Below are 23,457 nucleotides of genomic sequence, written 5' to 3' on the forward strand. Positions count from 1 at the left end.
TGCCCGACCCAATCAGTAAAGAGACAGTCCATGAGCGATACACTTCTGCGCGGCCGCACCCTGACATTTCACAAATCCCCAGAAGGGGTGGATGACACGGCAGCCTATACTTATGAGGAAGACGGCGCCCTGTTGATGCGCGACGGCAAGATCATCGCTGCGGGGAATTTTGACAGCGTAAAGGCAAAAGCAGGCGCTGCGCAGATCATCGATCACCGCCCCCATCTGATCACCGCTGGCTTCATCGACACCCATGTGCACTTCCCCCAAGTGCAGGTGATTGCCTCTTGGGGCAGCCAGCTGCTTGACTGGCTGAACGGTTATGTTTTCCCCGAAGAAGCGCGGTTTTCAGACCCTGCCCATGCAAACCCGATGGCGGACAGGTTTTTGACCCTGCTGACCGATCACGGCACCACCACGGCTGTGGCCTTTTGCTCGGTCCATTCCCCATCGGTTGAGGCCTATTTCACCGCCGCCAAAACCCGCAACATGCGGATGATTGGTGGCAAAGTGATGATGGATCGCAATGCACCCGATACCCTGCAAGACACCGCGCAATCGGGGTATGATGACACCAAAGACTTGATCGAAAAATGGCATGGGGTCGGGCGCGCAGGCTATGTTATTTCCCCGCGCTTTGCGATTACTTCTAGCCCCGCGCAAATGGAAATGACGGGCGTTCTGGCGCAGGAACACAGCGACTGTCACATACAGACCCATCTGTCTGAAAACCGCGATGAAATTGCCTTTGCGACTGCGCTTTACCCAAGCGCAAAAGACTATTTGGATATTTATGAAAGCTATGGTTTGCTGAGTGATAAAATGCTGCTCGGCCACGCTATTCACCTGAACGACCGAGAGGTCGCCAGCCTTGCCAGCACGGGGGCGCATCCGGTGTTTTGTCCCACATCGAACCTGTTTTTGGGCAGTGGGTTATTCAATGACGCCCGCTTGCGCGACGCCGGAATTACCAATGGTATTGCCAGCGATATCGGTGCGGGCACCAGCTATTCCATGCTGCAAACCCTGAACGAGGGGTACAAAGTCCTGCAACTGCAAAACCAAAGCCTGCATGCGCTGCGCGCCTTTGACTGGATCACGCGGGGCAATGCAGACGTATTGGGTCTGGCGGATAAAATCGGCACGCTTGATGTGGGAACCGAGGCTGATGTGGTTGTATTGAACGCCCGCGCGACCCCTGCCATGTCCCTGCGAATGGAGCGGGTTGAAACGCTGGCAGATGAGTTGTTCTTACTGCAAATGTTGGGCGATGACCGCGCCATTGTGCAGACCTATGTGGCTGGGGCCGCACAGAAATAAAACTGCTCGGGCAAGTCAAAAACCTGCCCGAGCGTTCCTACGTACCTTAAGCGTGTTTCGGTCTGGCCATCAGATAAAGCCCAAGTTCGATCACTGCAAAGACCAGCATGGACAGCCCCACCAGCGGGAACAGGATACCCGCCACAATCGCCATAGCAAAAACCGTGCGCGGAATGCGTAAGTGTTGTGGATATTCCGGCGCACCAATACGTCCAGACGGTCTGCGCTTCCACCACATCACAGCAGCGGAAACAGCCATCAAAACCATTGCTGCACAGGCCAACAACAGGACGATCTGGTTCACCAGTCCAAATGCCTGCCCCATGTGAATACTGACACCCCATTCGGCCATCCAGCCGAGTGTGCCCAGATCAGACAGCCCCATATCAAACAGCACTTCGCCAGTGTATTGATCCAGATGCACCACCCGTTCTTGTGAAATATCGTCCGGATAGACCGAAGCCGTGAAAACACCCGTTGGCCCGCTTGGCATGTTCAGCGCATAGCCCGCCGCCACGCCCAGATTTTCCACTGTCTGCACAACCTGATCCAACCCCGCAGGAATCCCTGACGCGGCGCCCGATTGGGGCATGGGTTGGTGTTCCAAAATCCACGGCGTACGGTCCAAAACTTCGCCTGTCGGAACAGTGGACACAGGGTAAGACGACCAATACCCGTCGGGCATACCAAGGCCTGTTTTATAGGATAAATCATAGAATTGTTTGCCCCAGACACCAGACCACGGTAGCCCCGTCATCGCTAGAAACACAATGAAACCAGCAGTGTAAATGCCCGTCACCGCATGAACATCGCGCCACCACGGGCGGCCCTTGGACGCTTTCACCTTCATCACACCAAGCTTTTTGCCGCGCGGCCACCACAGATAGACACCCGTCGCCACCAACAGAACCATCCAGCCCGCGACAGCTTCGATGATACGATTGCCAATCCAGCCGATATATTCCAGTGAATGCAGCTTGCGCACCAGCCACATGACAGGGCTGCCCGAGGGTCCACTATCCCATTGACTGCCCAGCACTTCGGCCGTGTATGGGTTCACAAAAATCGTATCTTTCAGGCCATCCTCACCCAGAATTTTCACCTCGGCGGCGCGATCCGGGGCGGCAGCGGGCATATAGGCTTTCAAGGTGCCGTTGTGATAGTCCAGCGCATTTGCGGTAATATGGGAGGGCGCGGCAAAACCCGTTTGCAGCGGTTCAACCACGCGCAAACTGGCATAGGCCTTGGTGTTGATTTCATCCTTGAACAGATAAATCCCGCCCGTCACGGCAAGCAGGATGATAAACGGCAAAACGATCAGGCCAGCGTAAAAATGCCAGCGCCAGACCGCGCGGTAAAGCCCGCTCGACGGCGGGGTAATAGGGGTGGTTTGTGTCATTGTCTGTGTTCCATAAATGGTCGGGCCACCGTGAAATCACGTAGCCTCGGGTCAGTGTTTGGGGAAGGTTTCAGACAGGCACAGGGGGGCCGCGGGCAAAAGGGACGGGAAAATGACGGGTGTAAGCTGCCTTTGTAATAAGGTTAGAAAATGGTTCAATTGACTGCGTTACTGGCAGCGCCAAAACAAGCGGTGCAGCAATGACGATTGCCTGATGGGCGTGAAAAGCCCAAGCACAGGATACATCCTGTTGGGGTGTGTGTCCCGTTGGATCTGCGGGGATAAAACTGCCGTCCGGCCCAACCTGCATTTCCAGCGGGCCGGAGCCAGTACAAATCACAATCCGCAGCGTGCCGTTGTCGGACACAACAGGCATGGTGCCCGCAGAAAACGCAGACATCAAAAGGAACGGCACCAACATGGCCGCACAGAGATGCTGCTTCAGAGCAGCTAAGGTTTCCCCGCTGCTCTGATTTTTTCGAGGCCAAAGGGCCATTAAAAATCTGCGCACACTTGGCATCAGTTATGTGTCAGCAATCAGACGAGGATCCCGCCCGACAGCCGCAATCAGCCCCGTTGCATGCGGCGGATTTTGGCCAGCGCACGGTCATAGGCTTCTTGATAGCCGACAGGCTCAAAAAACCGCCCGTCCGCATCAAACAACAGCACATTCGCGGAATGGTCCATGGTGTAATCTCCATCCTCTAGCGACACTTTGCGCGCGTAAATTTTGAAGGCCTTGATCGCTTTGGCAATTTCCTCGGGTGAACCGGACACCCCCACGGTATCAGGCACCCAAGACACGTAATCGCGCAGCTGATCGACCGTATCCCGCTCTGGATCAACGGTCACAAAGAACACCCGCAGATGATTATCTTCGCCCAATTCTTCTTGCCATGTCGCAATATCCCCAAGACTTGTGGGGCACACTTCGGGACAATGGGTAAAGCCGAAAAACACTGCCGAAGGCGTGCCCTTTAAAGTGTCTTCGGTAAAAGGTGCACCGTCGGTGGTGGTCAGTTTATAATCCCCGGGGCCGATCATATCGACCAACACGTTTTGATAGGCAGGCGTGGCTAGACGCGCCCAGACATAGCCGCCAACGGCCAGCAGTGCGACAAGCCAAAGACCACCAATAACAATGTGTTTGCGTTTGAAGTTCATGTTATTTTCCTGACTAATGAGAGTCGTGGTTCATCGGCGCATCTGCCGCTTTTGCATTGGGCGCGCCGATAGACAGAGGCACATCAATTGAACCTGCTTTTTCAAAAGTCAGAGTCACGTGAAGGGTCTCCCCTTTGATCAAAGGCTCTTGCAGCTTCATGAACATCAAGTGGAATCCACCGGGTTTCAGGTTAACGGTTTCACCCGCTGGGATCACCAGACCCTCGGTCAATTCGCGCATTTTCATGACTTGATCGGTCATGCTCATTTCATGGATTTCCGATTTCATCGCAACCGGGGTTTCCACGGCGATCAGGCGATCATCTGTAGAACCTGTGTTGGTAATCGTCATAAACCCGCCCCCTACAGGCGCATTTGGCAGGGTCGCCCGTGAAAACGGATTGGTGATGGTGATGTCTCCGCTAGTGATCGGTGCAGGCGCGGCCATATCATGGGTGCTGTCATGACCTTGGCCGTGACCACCGCTATGCCCGTGACCCGCGTCCCCAGCCACAATTTTCAGACTTGGCGCGGGGTTTGGAACATCGTGGGATCCGGACGTATCCGTCCAGTCCACCATTCCGGTTTCGCAATTCTGAACGGATGGAAAATATAAAACGCTGCCCGGTTCGACATCGCCACCAACAACACCGCGCACGGTGAATTCGTCGTACCACGCATCTGCAAGATGACCGCCAGTCCAGACAACCTCGCGCAGCCCCTCGGTCATTTCTGTTCCGTGATTATCATAGGGTTTGGCGTAGGCCCCTGTTTTAGTTTCCAAGGTCCAGCCCGCTTTGGGCATGGGTTTGGCCGCATAAAACCCGTCTGGCAGGCTGATGCGTACCGTGTCTGTTGCTGCGCCGTCACAGCCATGTGGCACGCGCAGGGTAATCTTGGTTGTGGCGCCTGCCTTGGCCTCTTTTTGTTCAAGCGAGGCATGGGCGAATGCGGAACCGGCAAGGGCGGCCATCACGCAAGACACAAGAATTGATTTATACATAAGGTATCTCCGAAGGATCACGCATGTGGGCGCACCACGACCTGCGCATGTCACTTTGCGGCCCTGTTCTGGACCGCTGCTTAAATCTGCAAACCCTTTAAAGGGTCAGGTTCAAGCCTGCGCCGGGGGCGCGCGTGCTGCGTGATAGAGATTGCGAGACTGGGCGCGTCTGGTCAGATCGGCAAGCCGTTGCCATCCGTCATGGGGCAGCAAAAGGGATGCGGTCTGAACCGGATGGATGGTCGGGGTATCGGACAACAAACGACAGTAGGGGCAGTCGTGAATATGCGGCTCGCCATCCTCGCCGCAAATATCCTCGGCTGACAGGCCAAAGGCCAAAGCTGCTATCAGCTTTTCACTTTCCCCTCGTTCGGGGGACATCAGGCTCGCAGATGTAATGCTCGCCAAAGCGATCATCACTGCAGCGCAGGATACCAAAAGGTAATATGTCAAACGACGAGCCATGGTTCCCCATACCGCCAATCCCACGCCTTCGGGATGCGCCCGCGTGTCGCGCCTGTGTTTGGCTGACACGACATTAGGCACGGGGATCAGTTGTTGATTACTTTTTGCAAGGCCAGAAAGGTCATCATTTTAATCGGTGGCAAGGCGCGTTTTTCCACGATCGCCAGATCGGGTGCGCCCAGAACCTTGCTCATTTCAAAATCCGAGTGCCATCCCAACAGGTTGGCAAAAGGGGCAGACATGCGTTCGATCATGGCCAGGGCACCGGATTCCCGTGCGAAGTGGTTGGTGATAACAACTTTCCCCCCCGGCTTGCAGACCCGCGCCATTTCAGCCACCACCCGCTCGGGTTCAGGCACGACAGACACGATATGCATCGCTGTGACCGTATCAAAACAATTGTCCGGGAAATCCAGATCCCGCGCATCCATCTGGCGCAGGTCTTTGACGTGATGCAGGCCCATTTTTGCGACTTTTGTCCGCGCTTTGCCCAGCATTTCCTTGCTGAAATCAATGCCGGTCACTTCCAAATCGTCCCGATAGTATGGCAGGGCCAAACCCGTGCCAACGCCGACTTCCAGCACATGATTGCCGGATTGCTGATTGATGTACTCTACCGCAGCCCGTCGCCCGACATTGGTAATCGCGCCAAAGGTCTTGTCATAGACAGGGGCCCACCGCGCATAAGAGGTTTTAACCGCCTCTATTTCCATCTTTTCATCCTTCAGTTTTTCTTGATTTACGATCCAGTTGGAATGCCCGCGCCAGCCCAACAAGGTAAACCAGCGAGAACAACACAAGCGTTGCCCAAAGATACGTCAGCAAAGCCGCTGCCATAAGAACCGCCCCGAGTAGTAGGTATGTCGCGTATTTGCGGGCAATCGAAACGTTCTTGAAAGAGTAGGTAGGAAGCCGACTGATCATCAACAACCCAATCACACCAATATAAGTGGCAATCACCGCAGGGGGGGCAATCGGCAGGTCTGAAAACAGGAAAGACACAAACATCGGCAGCATTACCAGCACCGCGCCCGCAGGGGAGGGAACGCCAATGAAATAGCCGCTGTCAGAGGCGGGCTTGTCTGTCTTGTCCAAACGGCTGTTCACGTTAAACCGCGCCAGCCGCAACACGCAGCAGATGGTATAACACAGCACCGCAATCCACCCTGCGCTGCGAAAGTCCTGCAACGCCCAATGGTGCAGGATCAGAACCGGCGCGACCCCGAAGTTCAGGAAATCCGCAAGGGAATCCAGCTCCGCCCCCACAGGACTGTCACACCCCAACATCCGCGCCAGTCGCCCGTCGATACCATCCAACACACAAGCCAGCAGGATCAGCCGCACCGCAGTTTCAAAATCCCCCTGATAGCCAAAGCGGATCGCTGTCAGACCGGCACAAATCGCACAGATCGTCAGAACATTCGGCAACAGATGGATAACACTGATGTCCGACTTTGTATCAACAGTGGGCAGCGGCATGGATTAATCCGTTCGTCCCAGTCGGGTCGGCTCGGTTGTGGTCAGGTCGGCCAGTACGGTTTCACCGGCCACCATGTTTTGCCCAAGACAAACCATCGGGTCCACGCCGTCCGGCAGATACACATCCAGCCGAGAGCCAAACCGGATCAGACCAAAGCGCGCGCCTGTTTGAATCCCATCACCCACTTTGGAAAAACACACAATCCGCCGCGCCACAAGACCGGCAATCTGCACCACTGCCAACTGACGGCCATCGGCCATTTCGATGCACAGGCTGTTGCGTTCATTATCCGAACTGGCCTTATCCAGCGAGGCGTTGAAAAACTTGCCGGGGCGATAGGCAATCGCCGTGATTTTACCGCCAATCGGGGCGCGGTTCACGTGGCAGTTAAACACACTCATGAACACACTGACGCGGGTTAGCGCGTGATCGGCCATGCCGAGTTCAGCGGGTGGGACGGCTTTTTCGATCAAGGACACAACCCCGTCGGCAGGGCTGACGATCAACCCTTCGCGTATTGGGGTGACCCGTTTGGGATCGCGAAAAAAGTAATAGCACCAGACCGTCAGCCCGACCCCGATCCAGCCCAGAACCGAATGAATAAGGAATAGCCCAACCGTTATCGCAGCAAAGATTGCAACGAACTTGCGACCCTCTGGGTGCATCGGCTTAATGAATGTGTCGCGCATTTTCACGGGGATGTCGCCTTTCCAGCAAGGATTGTCGCTTTCTATCCCGAAGTTTGCACGCACTACAACGCGAAATATTCCAGCCCTGCGCGTTTTGGCGAAATCCCGTCAGGGGGTGAAAATAACTGTGTCTATTTACGTTAAGTCCAGACATAATATTGCAAACGGATTAAACACAGCAGGGCAAAGATGCAGATTATCAGACAAGCGGATTTGGTGGAAAAACCGTGGAAGAACGGCGGTGGCATCACACGGGACATAGCGGCGCACTATAACGGGGAAACCCTGTTGTGGCGGTTGAGCATGGCGGATGTGGATCAAGACGGGCCGTTTTCCGCCTTTGCGGGTCTTACGCGGGTTTTAACGGTGATACGGGGCAGCGGCATGGTTCTGCACAGCCCCGAGTCTGATGCGCCAGCAGATTACGCACAACCTGTCACTTTTGACGGTGCAACCCCGATTACGGCCAGCCTAACCAACGGTTCTATAAGGGATTTCAACCTGATGTATGCCACAGCACATGTGAATGGCACGGCAGAAACCCTGCACGGGTCGGCCCAAAAATCCATTGGTGCGGCAGATCAGACTGTCGTGGTCCATTGCATCACAGGCCAGATTGATCTGGCAGCCAGCGGGCAACTCAGATCCGGAGATACGGCGATTTCTACGAAGGAAGCTGTGGAAATCTCGCTCACGTCTGAAAGCATCGCGCTGTGTATCTCTTTGACCCTGCCATCTGAATAAACCGCCTGTGATCGAACCAGCAGAACAATTGCGCCCGAGCGTCCTCATATTTTATGTATAGACATAAAGCGCAAAAATTTATACGACAAAGAGAGATTCTTGTAGGAGGCACCGCCAAATGGCCAATACGACACAATTGCTGACCAATTTGCACGCCGCGACGATGGTCAGCTCGGACACAGCCTATGGCATGATAAAAGACGCCGCGATTGCCCTGAAGGACGGGAAAATCCACTGGATTGGCCCCCGCGCCGACCTACCCGCCGCCTATCAGGATTATGATGTTACTTCTTTGAACGGGCGGCTGGTTACGCCTGCATTAATCGACTGCCACACCCATATCGTGCACGGCGGCGATCGCGCTGTTGAATTTGAAATGCGCCTGAACGGAGCTTCGTATGAAGAAGTCGCGCGGGCGGGTGGGGGGATTGTCTCTACTGTTTCGGCCACCCGCGCCGCCAGTGAATCCGAACTTCTGACAGACGCCCTGCGCCGCGTTGATGTTCTGATCGCAGAAGGCGTCACCACAATCGAAATCAAATCCGGCTACGGGCTGGACGTAGACACCGAACTTAGAATGCTGCGCGTGGCCCGTGCCATTGGCAAACACCGCCCGATCCGCGTTTTGACCAGTTTTCTGGGCGCACATGCCACCCCTGCCGAATACAAAGACCGTGACGACGCCTATATTGACGACATTTGCATTCCTGCCCTGCGCGCGGCCCACGCCGAGGGTCTGGTGGATGCCGTTGACGGATTTTGCGAAGGCATCGCCTTTTCCCCCACCCAAATCGCCCGCGTGTTTGATGTGGCCAAAGACCTTGGCCTACCCGTCAAATTGCACGCCGAACAACTGTCAAATCTGGGCGGCGCAAAACTGGCGGCACACTATGGCGCACTGTCTGCCGATCACATTGAATATCTGGACGAGGACGGCGTTAAAGCGCTGGCCGATGCTGGAACCGTTGCCGTGATCCTGCCCGGTGCGTTTTATACATTGCGCGAAACCCAAAGCCCGCCGATTGCCGCCCTACGCAAACACAATGTTCCCATGGCACTCGCCACCGATATCAACCCCGGCTCTTCGCCGTTGAATTCCCTGTTGTTAACCATGAACATGGGCTGCACCCTGTTCCGCATGACCCCCGAAGAATCCCTGCGCGGCGTGACCCAAAACGCAGCCCGTGCACTGGGTCTGACCGATGTGGGCACCATAGCCGCAGGCCAGCGCGCCGAACTGGCAGTCTGGGACGTGAAACATCCCGCCGAACTGGCCTATCGTATCGGTTTCAATCCGCTTTACACCCGCATTTTCGGAGCCCTAGCATGACCACACTGACCCTTATTCCCGGTTCTGTCACGCTAGACGATCTGGCGACTGTGTTTTGGGATGGAGCGGGCGTAAAGCTCGACCCCATCTGCCATCCCGCCATGATCGAGGCTCAGGCCCGCATCGCCGCCGCAGCCAATGGCAGCAAGGCGGTTTACGGCGTGAACACGGGTTTTGGCAAACTGGCCAGCGTCAAAATTGAATCCAAAGACACCGCCACCTTGCAGCGCAATCTAATCCTGTCCCATTGTTGCGGCGTGGGCGACCCGATTTCCACAGGCCATGCCCGCCTGATGATGGCGCTCAAACTGCTCAGCCTTGGGCGGGGCGCATCGGGTGTGCGGCTGGAAATTATAGCCCTGATCGAAGCCATGCTGGAAAAAGGCGTCACGCCAATTATTCCCGTGCAAGGGTCTGTTGGCGCATCGGGCGATCTGGCCCCGCTGGCCCATATGGCCGCCGTGATGATGGGCCATGCAGAAGCTGAATATCAGGGTGAAACCCTGCCCGGCGCCGAGGCTTTAAATCGCGCCGGTCTGACCCCAGTTGTGCTGGGCGCCAAAGAAGGTTTGGCCCTGATCAACGGCACCCAATTCAGCACCGCCTTTGCTTTGGCGGGGCTGTTTGGCGCTTGGCGGGCGATGAATTCCGCTTTGATCACATCCTCTTTGTCCACCGATGCCATCATGGGGTCCACCGCACCGCTGCAACCTGAAATCCACGAATTGCGCGGCCATGCAGGGCAAATCCAAGCCGCCTCTGCAATGCGCGATCTGCTGGACGGATCGGTTATTCGCGAAAGCCACCGCGAGGGGGACACCCGCGTGCAAGACCCCTATTGCATCCGCTGCCAGCCCCAAGTGACAGGCGCTGCTATGGATGTTCTGCGCATGGCTGCCCGTACCCTTGAAATCGAAGCAAACGCCGCAACCGACAATCCACTGGTGCTGGTGGGGGCCGATCTGATCGTGTCTGGCGGGAATTTCCACGCGGAACCCGTAGGCTTTGCCGCCGATATGATCGCGCTGGCCGTGGCTGAAATCGGCGCAATTGCACAGCGCCGCATCGCATTGATTGTTGATCCCGTGCTTAGCCATGATCTGCCGCCTTTCCTGACGCCAAACCCTGGCTTGAATTCCGGCCTGATGATCGCCGAGGTCACAACCGCCGCATTGATGAGTGAAAACAAACATCTGGCGAATCCCTGCGTGACCGACAGCACCCCCACAAGTGCCAATCAGGAAGACCACGTCAGCATGGCCGCCCACGGCGCTGTGCGCTTGGGACGGATGGTGGCCAATCTGGAACGTATCCTTGGGGTCGAACTGTTGTGTGCCGCCCAAGGCATCGAATTTCGCGCGCCCCTGACCACCAGTGCGCCGCTGGCGCAGGTCGTGGCCGAACTGCGCAAATCGGTCAAAACCATCACGGATGACCGCTATCTTGCCCCCGATCTGGAACAGGCCGCCACGCTGGTGCGCCGTGGCGTGATCCTCAACGCCGCCGCCGTCACCCTGCCGGATTTACGCGCCTGACCCTTCTTTAACTGCTGACAGAACAGGCCATCAGGCCGAGACACCGAAAGGCTTATTATGACCAACCCTCGCAAAAATACCCGCGACGTTTTCCCAGCCACTGGCACCGAAATCACCGCCAAAAGCTGGCTGACCGAGGCCCCGATGCGTATGTTGATGAACAACCTGCACCCTGATGTGGCCGAAAACCCCCATGAACTGGTGGTCTACGGCGGCATCGGTCGTGCGGCACGCACTTGGGCAGATTTCGACAAAATCGTTGAAAGCCTGAAGGCGCTGAACGACGACGAAACCCTGCTGGTGCAATCGGGCAAACCTGTGGGCGTGTTTCAAACCCACAAAGACGCGCCGCGCGTGCTGATCGCTAACTCTAACCTTGTACCCCATTGGGCCAATTGGGATCACTTTAACGAGCTGGATAAAAAAGGTCTGGCCATGTACGGCCAGATGACTGCAGGGTCGTGGATCTACATCGGCTCGCAGGGCATTGTTCAAGGCACCTACGAAACCTTCGTCGAGGCGGGCCGCCAGCATTACAATGGCGATCTGAAAGGCAAATGGATCCTGACCGGCGGCCTTGGCGGCATGGGTGGCGCGCAGCCTTTGGCGGCTGTGATGGCGGGGGCCTGCTGTCTGGCCGTGGAATGTAATCCGGATTCCATCGACTTTCGCCTGCGCACAAAATACGTGGACGAAAAAGCCGAAACACTGGACGAAGCACTTGAGATGATCGAACGCTGGACCGCTGCGGGCGAGGCCAAATCCGTCGGCCTGCTGGGCAACGCGGCTGACATCTTTCCAGAGTTGGTCAAACGGGGCGTGCGCCCTGATATTGTAACCGACCAAACATCCGCCCACGATCCGATCAACGGCTATCTGCCCCAAGGCTGGACCATGGGCGAATGGCGTGAAAAACGTGAAAGCGATCCAAAAGCGGTGGAAAAAGCCGCGCGGGCCAGCATGAAAGTGCAGGTCAAGGCAATGTGCGAGTTCCACGCGATGGGCGTGCCCACCGTCGATTACGGCAATAACATCCGTCAAATGGCACTGGAAGAGGGTCTTGAAAACGCCTTTGATTTCCCCGGTTTTGTGCCTGCTTATATCCGCCCGCTGTTCTGTCGCGGTGTCGGCCCGTTCCGCTGGGCGGCGTTGTCTGGCGATCCAGAGGACATTTATAAAACAGACGCCAAGGTTAAGGAAATCCTGTCCGAAGACACCCACCTGCACAACTGGCTGGATATGGCCCGTGAACGGATTGCCTTTCAGGGCCTGCCAGCGCGGATTTGTTGGGTTGGTCTGGGCGTGCGTCACAAGCTGGGGCTGGCTTTCAACGAAATGGTGCGCAACGGCGAATTGAAAGCCCCGATTGTGATTGGGCGCGACCATCTGGATAGTGGCTCGGTTGCATCGCCAAACCGTGAAACCGAAGCGATGATGGACGGCTCTGATGCTGTGTCGGACTGGCCGCTGCTGAACGCACTGCTGAACACCGCATCCGGCGCGACTTGGGTCTCGCTGCATCACGGTGGCGGCGTTGGCATGGGTTTTTCCCAGCATTCCGGCATGGTGATCTGTTGTGATGGCTCCGAAGACGCCGACCGCCGTATCGCTCGCGTTCTGTGGAACGACCCCGCAACAGGCGTCATGCGCCACGCAGATGCGGGCTATGATATTGCCAAAGACTGCGCCCGTGAAAACGGCTTGAACCTGCCCGGTATTTTGTAAACAAACCTTGCCGCTGCTCCAATGGGGCGGCGGCGCTTTGGGGGGCATGGCCATTGAAACAAGGCTCTGTTCCCGCTACCACCGTCTGGTCAGCCCCTTTCTGACCATGACACAGGTGCCCCACGATGATCCGCAGTTTCATACTTGACGGGACACGGCTTACCAGCCTTTCCGATTTACCCGACACCGACCGGCTGGCCTGCTGGTTTGATCTGTTGAACCCGTCCGACCATGATATCGCCACACTGGAACAGCGCCTTGGCATCACCCTGCCCACCCGCGAGGATATGGATGAAATCGAGGTATCTTCGCGCCTGTATTCCGACGGAGACTGCGAATTCATGACCGCAATGCTGCCCTCACAGGCAGACGGACATGATTACCTGCTGGCGCCCGTCACCTTTATTCTGGCCCAACACCACCTGATCACCATGCGCTTTCATGACCCTCGGGCTTTTGGAACGTTCGAACAACGTGCAGGGAAATCCGGACCAGGGTTTAAAGAGGGCGAAAGTGCCATGTTGGCGCTGTTAGAAACTATCATCGACCGTCTTGCCGATATTCTTGAGCGGGCCGGGCGGGACATAGACACTATTTCCCGCAGCATCTTTAGCCAGACTGGAGCGGGCGCCCTTCGTGGGGCGGACATGAAGACCACCTTGCAAGGCATTGGCAGGGTTGGGGATTTAACATCTAACATCAAAGATAGTTTGGTAACACTGGAACGGCTGGTAGTCTATTTGCACCCGAAACTGAAATCAGACAAGGCAGACCGTCGCGGGCAGATCAAAGCGGTGACGATGGACATTAAATCGCTACAGGATCAGTCGAATTTCCTGTCCCAGAAGACTACATTTCTGCTGGATGCCACTTTGGGGCTGATCAACATCGAACAGGCTGCGATCATCAAAATATTCTCGGTTGTGTCGGTGATATTTCTGCCGCCTACACTGGTGGCGTCGATCTACGGGATGAACTTTCGGCTGATGCCTGAACTGGATTGGTCCCTCGGCTATCCGCTGGCAATAGGCGCGATGGTGGTGTCTGCGATCCTACCATTTGCCTATTTCAAACGGCGCGGCTGGCTGTAAAACGCCGTCTATTGACCGCTGGCCCGTTCAATATTGCTCAATATTGCGTTGTCATCCTGTGGCCCCGCCGGAACGTTAGCCGCACAAAGGTGACCGCGTTGTTTTCCCACCATGTTGACCGCTCTGTCTGGAACAAGGCATCACCGGGGGCACAGCCAAGATGCTCTGCGTGTTCAGTGGTGGCCTGAACCGCCAAAAAGCTGATTTCCGCATTGGAAAACGGGATCGCAGACACCAGCCATTCGTTGGGCCCCACATCGGAAAAATCCGCATCTGCGGCCTTTGGAGCCACCTCTAGATTGATCCAGCGGTCTTCGAATTGATAGGGGTTTCCGTCGGCATAATGCATGCAGGTCAGGTGCAAAACCTGCCTGTCTTGTTTCAGTTTCAGCCGCGCACGCAGCCAGTCAGGTGCGGACACACGGGTTTTCTGCACAAGCGCATAGCGGTAAATCGCGCCTTGGTCTTCGATTTCCTTGCGCACAATCGGGATGCCGAACCGCGCCTGACGCACAGGTGCCATACGCACCCGCGTGCCTGCTTTGCGTCGGCGCTCAATGATGCCATCCTCGGCCAATTCCCGCATGGCACGGTTTACCGTGGCGCGCGCGCAATCATACTCTACGGCCAAATCTACCTCGTTCTGGATCAGACTGCCCGGCGCAAGAACACCTTGGGTGATCTTGTCCAAAATATCGGCCTTAATGTCCCGATAGGTCGCGGTCATTGGCATTTCCTCCCCTTTCGTCCTTGCGCAACACATCAACTGTGCAGCGCAAAGGCTTTGTTTTAAAAGATCTTATGCAGCGCAGGGCTTGTGCCACCGCAGTGCAAGACCGGTCATCCTTATAAATATAGACATATGGCAGGATTTCCATACAAAACGACAGGCGGGATCAGACTTGCAATGAAACCTGAAAGCAAACCCTTTGGGTTAAACCTGTCCGATCTTGAACCCCCGCGACAGGTGGTTGCGCATGGCAAACACCAAAACCGCACCCGGCGCCATAGAAGCAAGGGTGACAGCCATCACCAGACCGATATCTGTTTGAAAGCCGAATAAGGCGTTGATGGCCATGCTGATCGGCTTGCCGTTTGTGGTGGTTAGAATGCGCGCAAAGACCACTTCGACCCATGAAAACATAAAACAGAAAAACGCGGTAACGGCGATGCCGGGCATGATTTGGGGCACCAGAACCGACCAGATAAACCGTGGACGGGAATAGCCGTCGATAAATGCGGTTTCATCCATTTCTTTGGGGATTGCGGAAATGAACCCCTGCAGTATCCAGATGGAAATCGGCAAGTTGAACAGACAATGGGCCAAGGCGATACCAAAGACGGAATTCACGATGCCAAGGGCCGAAAACAGTTGGAAAATCGGCAGGGTCAGCACCACGGGTGGGGTAATCCGAAAGGCGATGAAGGCCAGAAACAGGTGTTTGTCACCCAGAAAAGACAGACGCGAAAACCCGTAGGCAGCAGGCAGGGCCACAGGGATGGTGATGCAAATATTGATCAGCACATAGGCAATCGAATTGCCAAAAGCAGAGCGTAATTGCGGGTCCGTCAGGATGGTGGCAAAGTTGCGTAGGGTCAGGCTACCAACCTCTTGATCCGGTTTGGGCAGGGTGGCGGTAAAACTGACAAGGGTCATTTGCACCAGCGGCAGGGTTACAAAAATCACGAAAGCAAACAGCGCCAAACCTTTGATAAAAGTCAGGTTTCGATAGATCAACGTCATGTTGGCGCCCCGTTGTCCAGCTTGCCTTGGGCTTTGGTGAACATCCAAGCCACCATCAGAACGATCAGGAAATACAGCACCGAGCGCGCGGCGGAGGGGCCGTAGTTAAACGCCTTTATGTCTTCGCCCAGATCAACCGCAAGGAACATGGTCGCCCCATCTGGCCCGCCTGCATTGATTGGAAAAGCCTCGGTGTAGATCATAAAGGAATCCATGAACCGCAGCAGAACCGCCATCAACAGAACATGCTGCAATTTGGGCAATTGGATAAAACGGAACACATCCCAAGGGGTTGCGCCATCAATGGCAGCAGCTTGATAAAACGAACGCGGGATTGTGGTTAACGCGGAATAAGTCAGGATGATCACAAGGCTGGTCCAGTGCCAGACATCCATGATGACAATCACCGCCCAAGTGTGCGGGATCGAGTCTTTCCAATCCGCAGGCCAGCCGATCACCGCCCCGAACCGCCCCAGCAAACCAGTTTCAGGGTTCAGCAAACTCAGCCAGAGCGACGGGATCATGTTCCACGGCACCAAAAGCGGCAGCGCGACCACGGCCAGTGCCAGCCCGACCCAAACGCGGTTTCTGGGAATGCACAGTGCGATGGCGATGCCAAGCGGGATTTGTATCGTCAGGATCAGCATGGAAAACAGAGCACTGCGCTCGAAGCTGGCCCAAAAGCGGCCAGAGCCGATGATTTCTGCGTACCATTCCAGCCCGACCCAAAACCGGGAGTCCAGAATGAAAATTTCAAAGAAGGAATAGTTGATCACCGTAACAAGCGGCACCAATCCGACCAGCCCCAGCAAGGCCACTGCGGGCAGAACGAACAGCCAGCCCGCGTTACTGCGATCCTTCACGACGCGGATCCCTTTCGGGATCGGGCGGATCGGGTCAGCGCCACCTGCACCTCGGTTCCCCATCCGTCACAATTCGCCAACAGCGGTTTGGGCAGTTTGCCATCGGTATAAAGCACATCCACGTCTTTCAGCGAACAGATGGTCAACGGGGCCTTGCGTTGGAATTTCAGATGATCTGCCACAACCATCACCTTGCGCGAGCGTTGAATGGCAGTGCTGCTGACCATGACCTCTTGCCCGTCAAAATCCAGCAAATCCCCGTCCGCATCAATGGCAGAACAGCCCAGAACCGAATAATCGAACTTGAACTGTTTGACCATTTCAACCGTCAATCCGCCCACAATCCCGCCATCCGCACGGCGCAACACGCCCCCAGCCAGAATGATTTCACAGCTTTGATTTGCGGCCAGAATATTGGCGATGTTCAGATTGTTGGTCACCACCAGCAGGTTTTCGTGATCCAGTAATTCACGGGCCACAGCTTCGGTGCTGGTGCCAATATTCATAAACACAGAGGCCCCGTCAGGGATCGAATTGGCACAGCGTAGGCCGATGGCTTTCTTGCCGGATTCATTCAAACGGCGGCGTTCTTCGTAGATGATATTCACCACGCCCGAGGGCACAACCGCCCCGCCGTGGACCCTTTCCAGCCGTCCGCTTTCGGATAGTTCGGCCAGATCGCGGCGGATGGTCTGCACCGTCACGTCGTACATTTCGGCCAGCCCGTCGACCGTCACCTTGCCTTCTTCGCGTGCGATCTCGAGGATCTCTCTTTGCCTGAAATTTGACACCATCGCCCCCCGTTGTCCTCCGGCTCTTTGGTGCACATCAATCAATGCGGCGCGGCGAACGTCAAGAGCCCGAATCGGCAAAACTACAATTCGCACGGGTATTTCCGTCTAAACGAACAAAATAAATCTTATAAATCAGCAGTTAACATCAAAAAGAAAGAAAACGAACATTCGTTATTGCAAGGTCATCGGAAATGCTGTTGGTTGATCCTGTGTCGCAAGCTGGGAGGCTGGGCCAATTCTGGACGCCCGTTGTGACCGTGGAGGACTTCTTTGAGCAAACGTGAAAACAGCAACGTGATTGATCTGTTTGTCATCGGCGGTGGCATCAACGGATGCGGCATTGCCCGAGATGCGGTGGGTCGCGGGTTAAGCGTTGAACTGGCGGAAATGAACGATCTGGCATCGGCCACGTCGTCGGCATCCACCAAACTGTTTCACGGCGGGCTGCGCTATCTGGAATACTGGGAAGTGCGCCTGGTGCGCGAAGCTTTGATCGAACGGGAAACCCTGCTGAAAGCCATGCCGCATATTTCATGGCCCATGCGGTTTGTACTGCCCTACCACAAAGACATGCGGTTTGAAGGCGACACGCCTACGTCGAAACTGCTGAATATTTTCATGCCATGGATGAAAGGCCGCCGTCCCGCGTGGCTGGTGCGCCTTGGCTTGTTTTTATATGACAATCTAGGCGGGCGCGAGATTTTGGGCAAGACCACTTCGGTTGATCTGTCCCATTCGCCAGAAGGCACCCCGCTGAACGACCGTTTCAAAAAAGCCTATGAATATTCCGATTGCTGGATCGAAGACAGCCGCTTGGTGGTGCTGAATGCACGCGACGCACAGGCGCGCGGGGCCAAGATTAACGTGCGCACCAAGGTGGTGTCGGCAGAGCAGATCGACGGTCATTGGCAGATTGTACTGGAAGATAAAGACAGCGGCACCCAACGCAGGGTTCATGCGCGGATGCTGGTGAATGCGGGCGGGCCTTGGGTCGAAGATGTGATCCGCAATACCGTTCGGATCAATTCTACCGAGGGCGTGCGTCTGGTGCGCGGCAGTCATATTGTGACCCGCAAGCTGTATGACCATGACAAATGTTATTTTTTTCAGGGCGAAGACGGGCGGATCATTTTCACCATTCCTTACGAGGGCGATTTCACCCTGATCGGCACCACAGATGCGGATCATACGGATGTGACGCAAAAGCCGGAATGCACCCCGCAGGAACGGGATTATCTGCTGAAATTCGCTTCAAACTATCTGAAACGGCCCGTCACCAAAGATGATATCGTCTGGACCTACTCTGGCGTGCGACCCCTTTATAATGACGGGGCCAGTTCGGCCACCGCCGCCACGCGGGATTATGTGCTAAAGGTAGATACCTCTGCGGGGGCGCCGATCCTGAATGTGTTTGGCGGTAAGATCACTACGTATCGTCGGCTGGCCGAAAGCGCGTTGGAAAAGATTGCGCCTTACTTTGACGAACTGCCAGCCAAATGGACCGCTGGTGTGCCAATGCCAGGGGGGGATTTCCCCGTGGATGGTGTTGGCGATCTGACCGCGAAACTGGCGGCGGCCTATCCGTTTTTGACCCAGAAATGGGCTACACGGCTGGTGAAAGCCTATGGGACCGAGTCCTTTGACGTGCTGGGTGATGCCCCAGCCGAATCTGATCTGGGACAGGCATTCGGCGCCACGCTGACAGAACGCGAAGTCACTTGGCTGATGCAAAAAGAATTCGCCCGAACCGCGCAAGATGTGGTCTGGCGTCGCTCAAAACTGGGACTGCGCCTTAGCGCAGATGAAATTGAAGTGCTGGACGGATGGATGGCGGCGCAATCCGCACAATCCCACCAGCAACGCGCCATCTAAGCGCGAAAAGGGAGGAAGACATGGCACTTGTGCTAGAGGGTGTATCAAAGGTCGTGAACGGCCAGACGCATATTTACCCGACCGATCTGGAACTCCGGTCAGGGACGATGAACGTTCTGTTGGGGCCGACGTCATCGGGGAAAACGTCCTTGATGCGTCTGATGGCAGGTTTGGATGTGCCAAACAGCGGCAAGGTGTTCTGGGACGGTAAAGACGTGACGGGTATGCGGGTGCAGGATCGTGGCATCGCCATGGTTTACCAGCAGTTTATTAATTATCCTTCAATGACGGTCTATGAAAACATCGCCAGCCCGATGCGGTTGCTGGGACAGACGGCGGCGCAAATTGACGGGGCAGTGAAAAAAGCCGCCGATCTGATGAAACTGTCCGATATGCTGGATCGCAAACCGCTGGAACTGTCTGGCGGGCAACAGCAACGCTGCGCTTTGGCGCGGGCTTTAGTCAAGGACGCGGGGCTGGTGTTGCTGGATGAACCGCTGGCAAATCTTGATTACAAACTGCGCGAAGAATTGCGCGCAGAAATCCCCAAAATCTTTGAAGAAGCCGGGTCGATTTTTGTCTATGCCACCACCGAACCCGAAGAGGCGCTTTTGCTGGGCGGCAACACCGCAACCCTGTGGGAAGGCCGCATCACCCAGTTTGACAAAACGCCACTGGTGTATCGCCAACCCGTCAACGCCACGACCGCGCGGGTGTTTTCCGACCCACCGATGAACTTTCTGAATATCCGCAAATCGGGCGACCGTCTGGAATTTGGCGATGGTCAAATCGCAGCGTCAGACAGTTTCGCAAATCTAGATGACGGCGACTATCTGGCAGGGTTTCGCCCGAACCATCTGGAATTGGACCGCCAAGACACCAACGCCTTGGAATTCAGCGGGAAACTGCAAGTGAAGGAGATCACAGGCTCTGAAACCTTTGTTCATCTGGATCACCACGGCGAAAACTGGGTCGGGTTGATCCACGGCGTCAAAGACTTGGAAATCGGCGCGGCGTTGAATGTCTATCTGGATCCCCGCCACGTTTATATTTTTGCGCAGGACGGCACATCTGTTGCCCCTGCCTCTTATGCAACCGCGAATTGAGGCAGCGACCATGGCAAAAATCACCCTTGATAATCTGGCCCATTCCTATCTGGCGAACCCGACACGCGACGATGATTACGCGCTGAAAGAGTTGAACCACGACTGGGTTGACGGCGAGGCTTATGCCCTGCTTGGGTCCTCGGGCTGTGGGAAATCTACGCTGTTGAACATCATTTCGGGTCTGCTGCATCCCAGTCAGGGCCGCATTCTGTTTAATGATCGCGATGTGACGATGGAACCCACAACCCAGCGCAATATCGCGCAGGTGTTCCAGTTTCCGGTGGTCTATGACACTATGTCGGTGCGCGATAATCTGGCGTTTCCACTGCGCAATCGGGGCGCGGACCCTGCCTATATCAAAGACCGCGTGCAACAGATCGCCCATATGATCGGTATGGAAGACATGCTGAACCGCAAGGCGCGCGGGTTGACGGCGGATGCAAAGCAGAAAATCTCGCTCGGACGGGGGATGGTGCGCGAGGACGTAAATGCGCTGTTGTTTGACGAACCCCTGACGGTGATCGACCCCCATATGAAATGGGAATTGCGCACGCAGTTGAAATCGCTTCACCATGAATTCGGCCACACAATGATCTATGTGACCCATGACCAGACCGAGGCCCTGACCTTTGCCGATAAGGTTGTGGTAATGTACGATGGGCGCGTGGTGCAAATGGGCACACCGCAGCAATTGTTCGAAACGCCCGAACATACCTTTGTGGGGTATTTCATCGGCTCGCCTGGAATGAATGTGCTGGACGCCACGGTAACGGGCGACAAGGCGGTTCTGGCGGGGACGGAAATCTCCCTTGGCAAGGCTTTTGGCACACCAAGCGGTAAGGTCGAACTGGGCGTGCGCCCTGAATTCACCTCCCTTGGGGTTGACGGGGCGGGCCTGCCTGTGACGATCAAACGGGTCGAGGATGTAGGCCGCCACAAAATCGTGCGCGCCGATTTCCAAGGAACAGAAATCAACGTCATCGCCGAAGAAGGCGCATCCATTTCGCCCGATGTGAACCGCGTTGTTTTTGATCCTGCGGGGGTCAATGTCTATGCCGACAGCTGGCGCGTTGCACCCGTGGAGGGGACGTTATGAACAAAACCGTCAATCAAAAAGCATGGTTCCTGATCCTGCCCGTCCTGCTGCTGGTAGCGTTTTCTGCGGTGATCCCGTTGATGACGGTGGTAAATTATTCGGTGCAAGACACTTTCGGCAACAACCAGTTCTTCTGGGCCGGCATCGACTGGTTCCGCGAGATGATGGCATCTGAACGGATGTGGGATGCCCTTGGCCGACAGATCGCCTTTTCCGCAATTATTCTGGCCATCGAAATCCCGCTGGGTATTTTTGTCGCCCTGAACATGCCTAAAAAGGGCTTTTGGGCGTCGTTTTGTCTGGTGATGATGTCCCTGCCCCTGCTGATCCCCTGGAATGTGGTGGGCACCATCTGGCAGATTTTCGGGCGCGTGGATATTGGCCTGCTGGGCTATACGCTAGATGCGATCGGGATCAATTATAACTATACCCAGAATTTCTATGCCGCGTGGATTACCGTGATTGTGATGGACGTCTGGCACTGGACTTCCCTTGTGGCGCTGCTGGCCTATGCGGGTCTGCAATCCATTCCTGATGCCTATTATCAGGCGGCAAAGATTGACCAAGCCAGCCGTTGGAGTGTCTTTCGCTTTATTGAACTGCCCAAGATCACCGGCGTCTTGATGATTGCGATCCTGTTGCGGTTTATGGACAGTTTCATGATTTACACCGAACCTTTTGTGGTCACAGGCGGCGGGCCGGGCAATTCGACCACCTTCCTGTCGATTGATCTGGTGAAAATGGCGCTTGGACAGTTTGACCTTGGCCCTGCGGCGGCGTTCTCGATCATGTATTACCTTGTGATCTTGCTGATCTCCTATGTGTTTTACACCGTAATGACGAACCTTGATAAACGGGATGGCCACTGATGTCTGATATCGTACAAAAACGAGGTCTGTTCCGCTTTAACGGCAGCGCGGTGGTTATGGGGCTGTATCTGCTGTTCCTGTTGCTGCCGATCTATTGGCTGCTGACCATGAGCCTGAAAACCAATACGGAAATCCTCAACAGCTTTACCCTGTGGCCCCGTGACCTGACCTTTGACAATTACCTGACCATCCTGACCGATGCGTCTTGGTACACGGGTTATCTGAATTCCATGGCCTATGTCGTGATGAATATGGTGATCAGCCTCGCCGTGGCTTTGCCTGCCGCCTATGCGTTCAGCCGCTATACGTTTTTGGGGGATAAACACCTGTTCTTCTGGCTGCTGACCAACCGCATGGCGCCACCTGCCGTGTTTGCGCTGCCGTTTTTCCAACTGTATTCTTCGGTGGGATTGTTTGACACCCATATCGCGGTGGCGCTGGCCCATTGTCTTTTCAATGTGCCCCTGGCGGTCTGGATCCTTGAGGGTTTCATGCGCGGCGTTCCCAAGGAAATCGACGAGACAGCCTATATTGACGGTTACTCCTTCCCGCGGTTTTTCATCCGTATTTTCACCCCATTGGTGGCCTCTGGCATCGGGGTGACAGCGTTTTTCCTGTTTATGTTCAGCTGGGTGGAACTGCTGCTAAGCCGCACCCTGACCAGTGTGGATGCAAAACCCATCGCCGCCACAATGACCCGCACCGTGGGGGCGGCTGGTATTGACTGGGGCGTTCTGGCCGCAGCCGGTGTGCTCACCATCGTTCCGGGTGCGCTGGTGATCTATTTTGTCCGCAACTACATCGCCAAGGGTTTTGCCCTTGGCCGTGTGTAACACCAAAAAGGAGACTGCATCATGGCTTGGATGGCATGGACTTGGCCCACAGCACTATTCTTTGCAGTGATCGCGCTGACGCTGATCGTTTTCACGATCCTTGCGATTAAATACCCCGAAACCCCGCGTGTCGGGGTGCTGCGGATTGAAACCACGCGGGGGGATCGTCTGTTTATCACATTGCTCGGCTCGGCCTTTATCAATCTGGCCTGGCTTGGCACCACCAGCGCGCCGCAATGGGGCGCGCTGATTGTCTGTTTTTTTTACACCTTAGCCGTGTTTCGCTGGGTGTGATGAAAGTGGCGGTTCGGCACGCAAGACCCGAACCGCTTTAA

At 55.6% G+C, this 23,457-nt stretch carries 24 protein-coding genes; 12 read left to right on the forward strand and 12 right to left on the reverse strand.

The genetic code is table 11. The features are described 5' to 3' along the window. The first annotated feature begins 30 nt into the window (after positions 1-30). Positions 31-1,320 carry a guanine deaminase gene (gene guaD / locus GGE09_RS13250; RefSeq protein ID WP_309746620.1) on the forward strand — a complete coding sequence of 430 codons (1,290 nt, stop codon included), beginning with the start codon at positions 31-33 and terminating at the stop codon, positions 1,318-1,320. Between the two features lie 46 nt (positions 1,321-1,366). Here the strand turns inward: guaD and GGE09_RS13255 are convergent, their stop codons facing one another. From GGE09_RS13255 to GGE09_RS13290, 8 genes are all read right to left on the reverse strand, one after another. Further along, positions 1,367-2,719: a PepSY domain-containing protein gene (locus GGE09_RS13255; RefSeq protein ID WP_309746621.1), complete on the reverse strand. Its 1,353-nt coding sequence runs from the start codon at positions 2,717-2,719 to the stop codon at positions 1,367-1,369. 70 nt (positions 2,720-2,789) lie between these two features. After that, a complete protein-coding gene (locus GGE09_RS13260) occupies positions 2,790-3,239 on the reverse strand; it encodes a DUF2946 family protein (RefSeq protein ID WP_405048553.1) in 450 nt (149 codons plus the stop codon). 47 nt (positions 3,240-3,286) lie between these two features. After that, positions 3,287-3,883, reverse strand: coding sequence for an SCO family protein (locus GGE09_RS13265; RefSeq protein ID WP_309746623.1), 597 nt, complete (start codon positions 3,881-3,883; stop codon positions 3,287-3,289). A 13-nt stretch (positions 3,884-3,896) separates the two neighbouring features. Beyond that, a complete protein-coding gene (locus tag GGE09_RS13270; protein WP_309746624.1) occupies positions 3,897-4,886 on the reverse strand; it encodes a DUF1775 domain-containing protein in 990 nt (329 codons plus the stop codon). Positions 4,887-4,997: 111 nt separating this feature from the next. Next, positions 4,998-5,351 carry a hypothetical protein gene (locus GGE09_RS13275; protein WP_309746625.1) on the reverse strand — a complete coding sequence of 118 codons (354 nt, stop codon included), beginning with the start codon at positions 5,349-5,351 and terminating at the stop codon, positions 4,998-5,000. Positions 5,352-5,437: 86 nt separating this feature from the next. Further along, on the reverse strand, positions 5,438-6,064 hold the full coding sequence (locus GGE09_RS13280) for a methyltransferase domain-containing protein (protein WP_309746626.1): 627 nt from the start codon (positions 6,062-6,064) through the stop codon (positions 5,438-5,440). A 4-nt stretch (positions 6,065-6,068) separates the two neighbouring features. Next, positions 6,069-6,830 (reverse strand): CDP-diacylglycerol--serine O-phosphatidyltransferase, encoded by a 762-nt coding sequence (gene pssA / locus GGE09_RS13285; protein ID WP_309746627.1) that lies wholly within the window; start codon positions 6,828-6,830, stop codon positions 6,069-6,071. Positions 6,831-6,833: 3 nt separating this feature from the next. Next, a complete protein-coding gene (locus GGE09_RS13290; RefSeq protein ID WP_309746628.1) occupies positions 6,834-7,526 on the reverse strand; it encodes a phosphatidylserine decarboxylase in 693 nt (230 codons plus the stop codon). A 183-nt stretch (positions 7,527-7,709) separates the two neighbouring features. Between GGE09_RS13290 and GGE09_RS13295 the strand changes: the two genes are divergently transcribed. The 5 genes from GGE09_RS13295 (at position 7,710) to GGE09_RS13315 (ending at position 13,945) form a co-directional block, all read left to right on the forward strand. After that, entirely contained in the window at positions 7,710-8,264 is a 555-nt protein-coding gene (locus GGE09_RS13295) for a HutD family protein (protein ID WP_309746629.1), read from the forward strand. Positions 8,265-8,382: 118 nt separating this feature from the next. After that, on the forward strand, positions 8,383-9,594 hold the full coding sequence (hutI, locus tag GGE09_RS13300) for an imidazolonepropionase (protein WP_309746630.1): 1,212 nt from the start codon (positions 8,383-8,385) through the stop codon (positions 9,592-9,594). Then, entirely contained in the window at positions 9,591-11,129 is a 1,539-nt protein-coding gene (hutH, locus tag GGE09_RS13305; RefSeq protein WP_309746631.1) for a histidine ammonia-lyase, read from the forward strand. Before hutI ends, hutH begins: the two co-directional genes overlap by 4 nt. A gap of 57 nt (positions 11,130-11,186) precedes the next feature. Beyond that, on the forward strand, positions 11,187-12,854 hold the full coding sequence (gene hutU, locus GGE09_RS13310) for a urocanate hydratase (RefSeq protein ID WP_309746632.1): 1,668 nt from the start codon (positions 11,187-11,189) through the stop codon (positions 12,852-12,854). 125 nt (positions 12,855-12,979) lie between these two features. Continuing rightward, positions 12,980-13,945, forward strand: a complete 966-nt coding sequence (locus GGE09_RS13315; RefSeq protein WP_309746633.1) for a magnesium transporter CorA family protein — start codon at positions 12,980-12,982, stop codon at positions 13,943-13,945. Positions 13,946-13,982: 37 nt separating this feature from the next. On the opposite strand, the gene GGE09_RS13320 is transcribed toward GGE09_RS13315, so the two are convergent. The 4 genes from GGE09_RS13320 to GGE09_RS13335 form a co-directional block, all read right to left on the reverse strand. Further along, entirely contained in the window at positions 13,983-14,672 is a 690-nt protein-coding gene (locus GGE09_RS13320; protein ID WP_309746634.1) for a GntR family transcriptional regulator, read from the reverse strand. A gap of 207 nt (positions 14,673-14,879) precedes the next feature. Then, positions 14,880-15,689 carry a carbohydrate ABC transporter permease gene (locus GGE09_RS13325; RefSeq protein ID WP_309746635.1) on the reverse strand — a complete coding sequence of 270 codons (810 nt, stop codon included), beginning with the start codon at positions 15,687-15,689 and terminating at the stop codon, positions 14,880-14,882. Then, positions 15,686-16,552, reverse strand: a complete 867-nt coding sequence (locus GGE09_RS13330) for a sugar ABC transporter permease (protein WP_309746636.1) — start codon at positions 16,550-16,552, stop codon at positions 15,686-15,688. The genes GGE09_RS13325 and GGE09_RS13330 overlap by 4 nt, the downstream gene beginning before the upstream one ends. Then, complete coding sequence (locus GGE09_RS13335; protein WP_309746836.1) at positions 16,549-17,346, reverse strand: DeoR/GlpR family DNA-binding transcription regulator; 798 nt, start codon at positions 17,344-17,346, stop codon at positions 16,549-16,551. Before GGE09_RS13335 ends, GGE09_RS13330 begins: the two co-directional genes overlap by 4 nt. A gap of 270 nt (positions 17,347-17,616) precedes the next feature. Between GGE09_RS13335 and glpD the strand changes: the two genes are divergently transcribed. The 6 genes from glpD to GGE09_RS13365 are packed head-to-tail and all read left to right on the forward strand — an operon-like array spanning position 17,617 to position 23,416. Next, the gene (glpD, locus tag GGE09_RS13340) at positions 17,617-19,218 is read left to right on the forward strand and encodes a glycerol-3-phosphate dehydrogenase (RefSeq protein WP_309746637.1); all 1,602 of its coding nucleotides are present in this window, start codon (positions 17,617-17,619) and stop codon (positions 19,216-19,218) included. A 20-nt stretch (positions 19,219-19,238) separates the two neighbouring features. Then, complete coding sequence (locus GGE09_RS13345) at positions 19,239-20,324, forward strand: ABC transporter ATP-binding protein (protein WP_309746638.1); 1,086 nt, start codon at positions 19,239-19,241, stop codon at positions 20,322-20,324. A 10-nt stretch (positions 20,325-20,334) separates the two neighbouring features. After that, positions 20,335-21,420, forward strand: coding sequence for an ABC transporter ATP-binding protein (locus GGE09_RS13350; protein ID WP_309746639.1), 1,086 nt, complete (start codon positions 20,335-20,337; stop codon positions 21,418-21,420). After that, the gene (locus GGE09_RS13355; protein ID WP_309746640.1) at positions 21,417-22,289 is read left to right on the forward strand and encodes a sugar ABC transporter permease; all 873 of its coding nucleotides are present in this window, start codon (positions 21,417-21,419) and stop codon (positions 22,287-22,289) included. Before GGE09_RS13350 ends, GGE09_RS13355 begins: the two co-directional genes overlap by 4 nt. Then, positions 22,289-23,122 (forward strand): carbohydrate ABC transporter permease, encoded by an 834-nt coding sequence (locus tag GGE09_RS13360; RefSeq protein WP_309746641.1) that lies wholly within the window; start codon positions 22,289-22,291, stop codon positions 23,120-23,122. Before GGE09_RS13355 ends, GGE09_RS13360 begins: the two co-directional genes overlap by 1 nt. A 21-nt stretch (positions 23,123-23,143) precedes the next feature. Then, positions 23,144-23,416 (forward strand): DUF2160 domain-containing protein, encoded by a 273-nt coding sequence (locus GGE09_RS13365; RefSeq protein WP_309746642.1) that lies wholly within the window; start codon positions 23,144-23,146, stop codon positions 23,414-23,416. Positions 23,417-23,457 lie beyond the last annotated feature (41 nt).

Source organism: Roseobacter sp. N2S (assembly GCF_031454055.1).
Classification (GTDB): domain Bacteria; phylum Pseudomonadota; class Alphaproteobacteria; order Rhodobacterales; family Rhodobacteraceae; genus Amylibacter.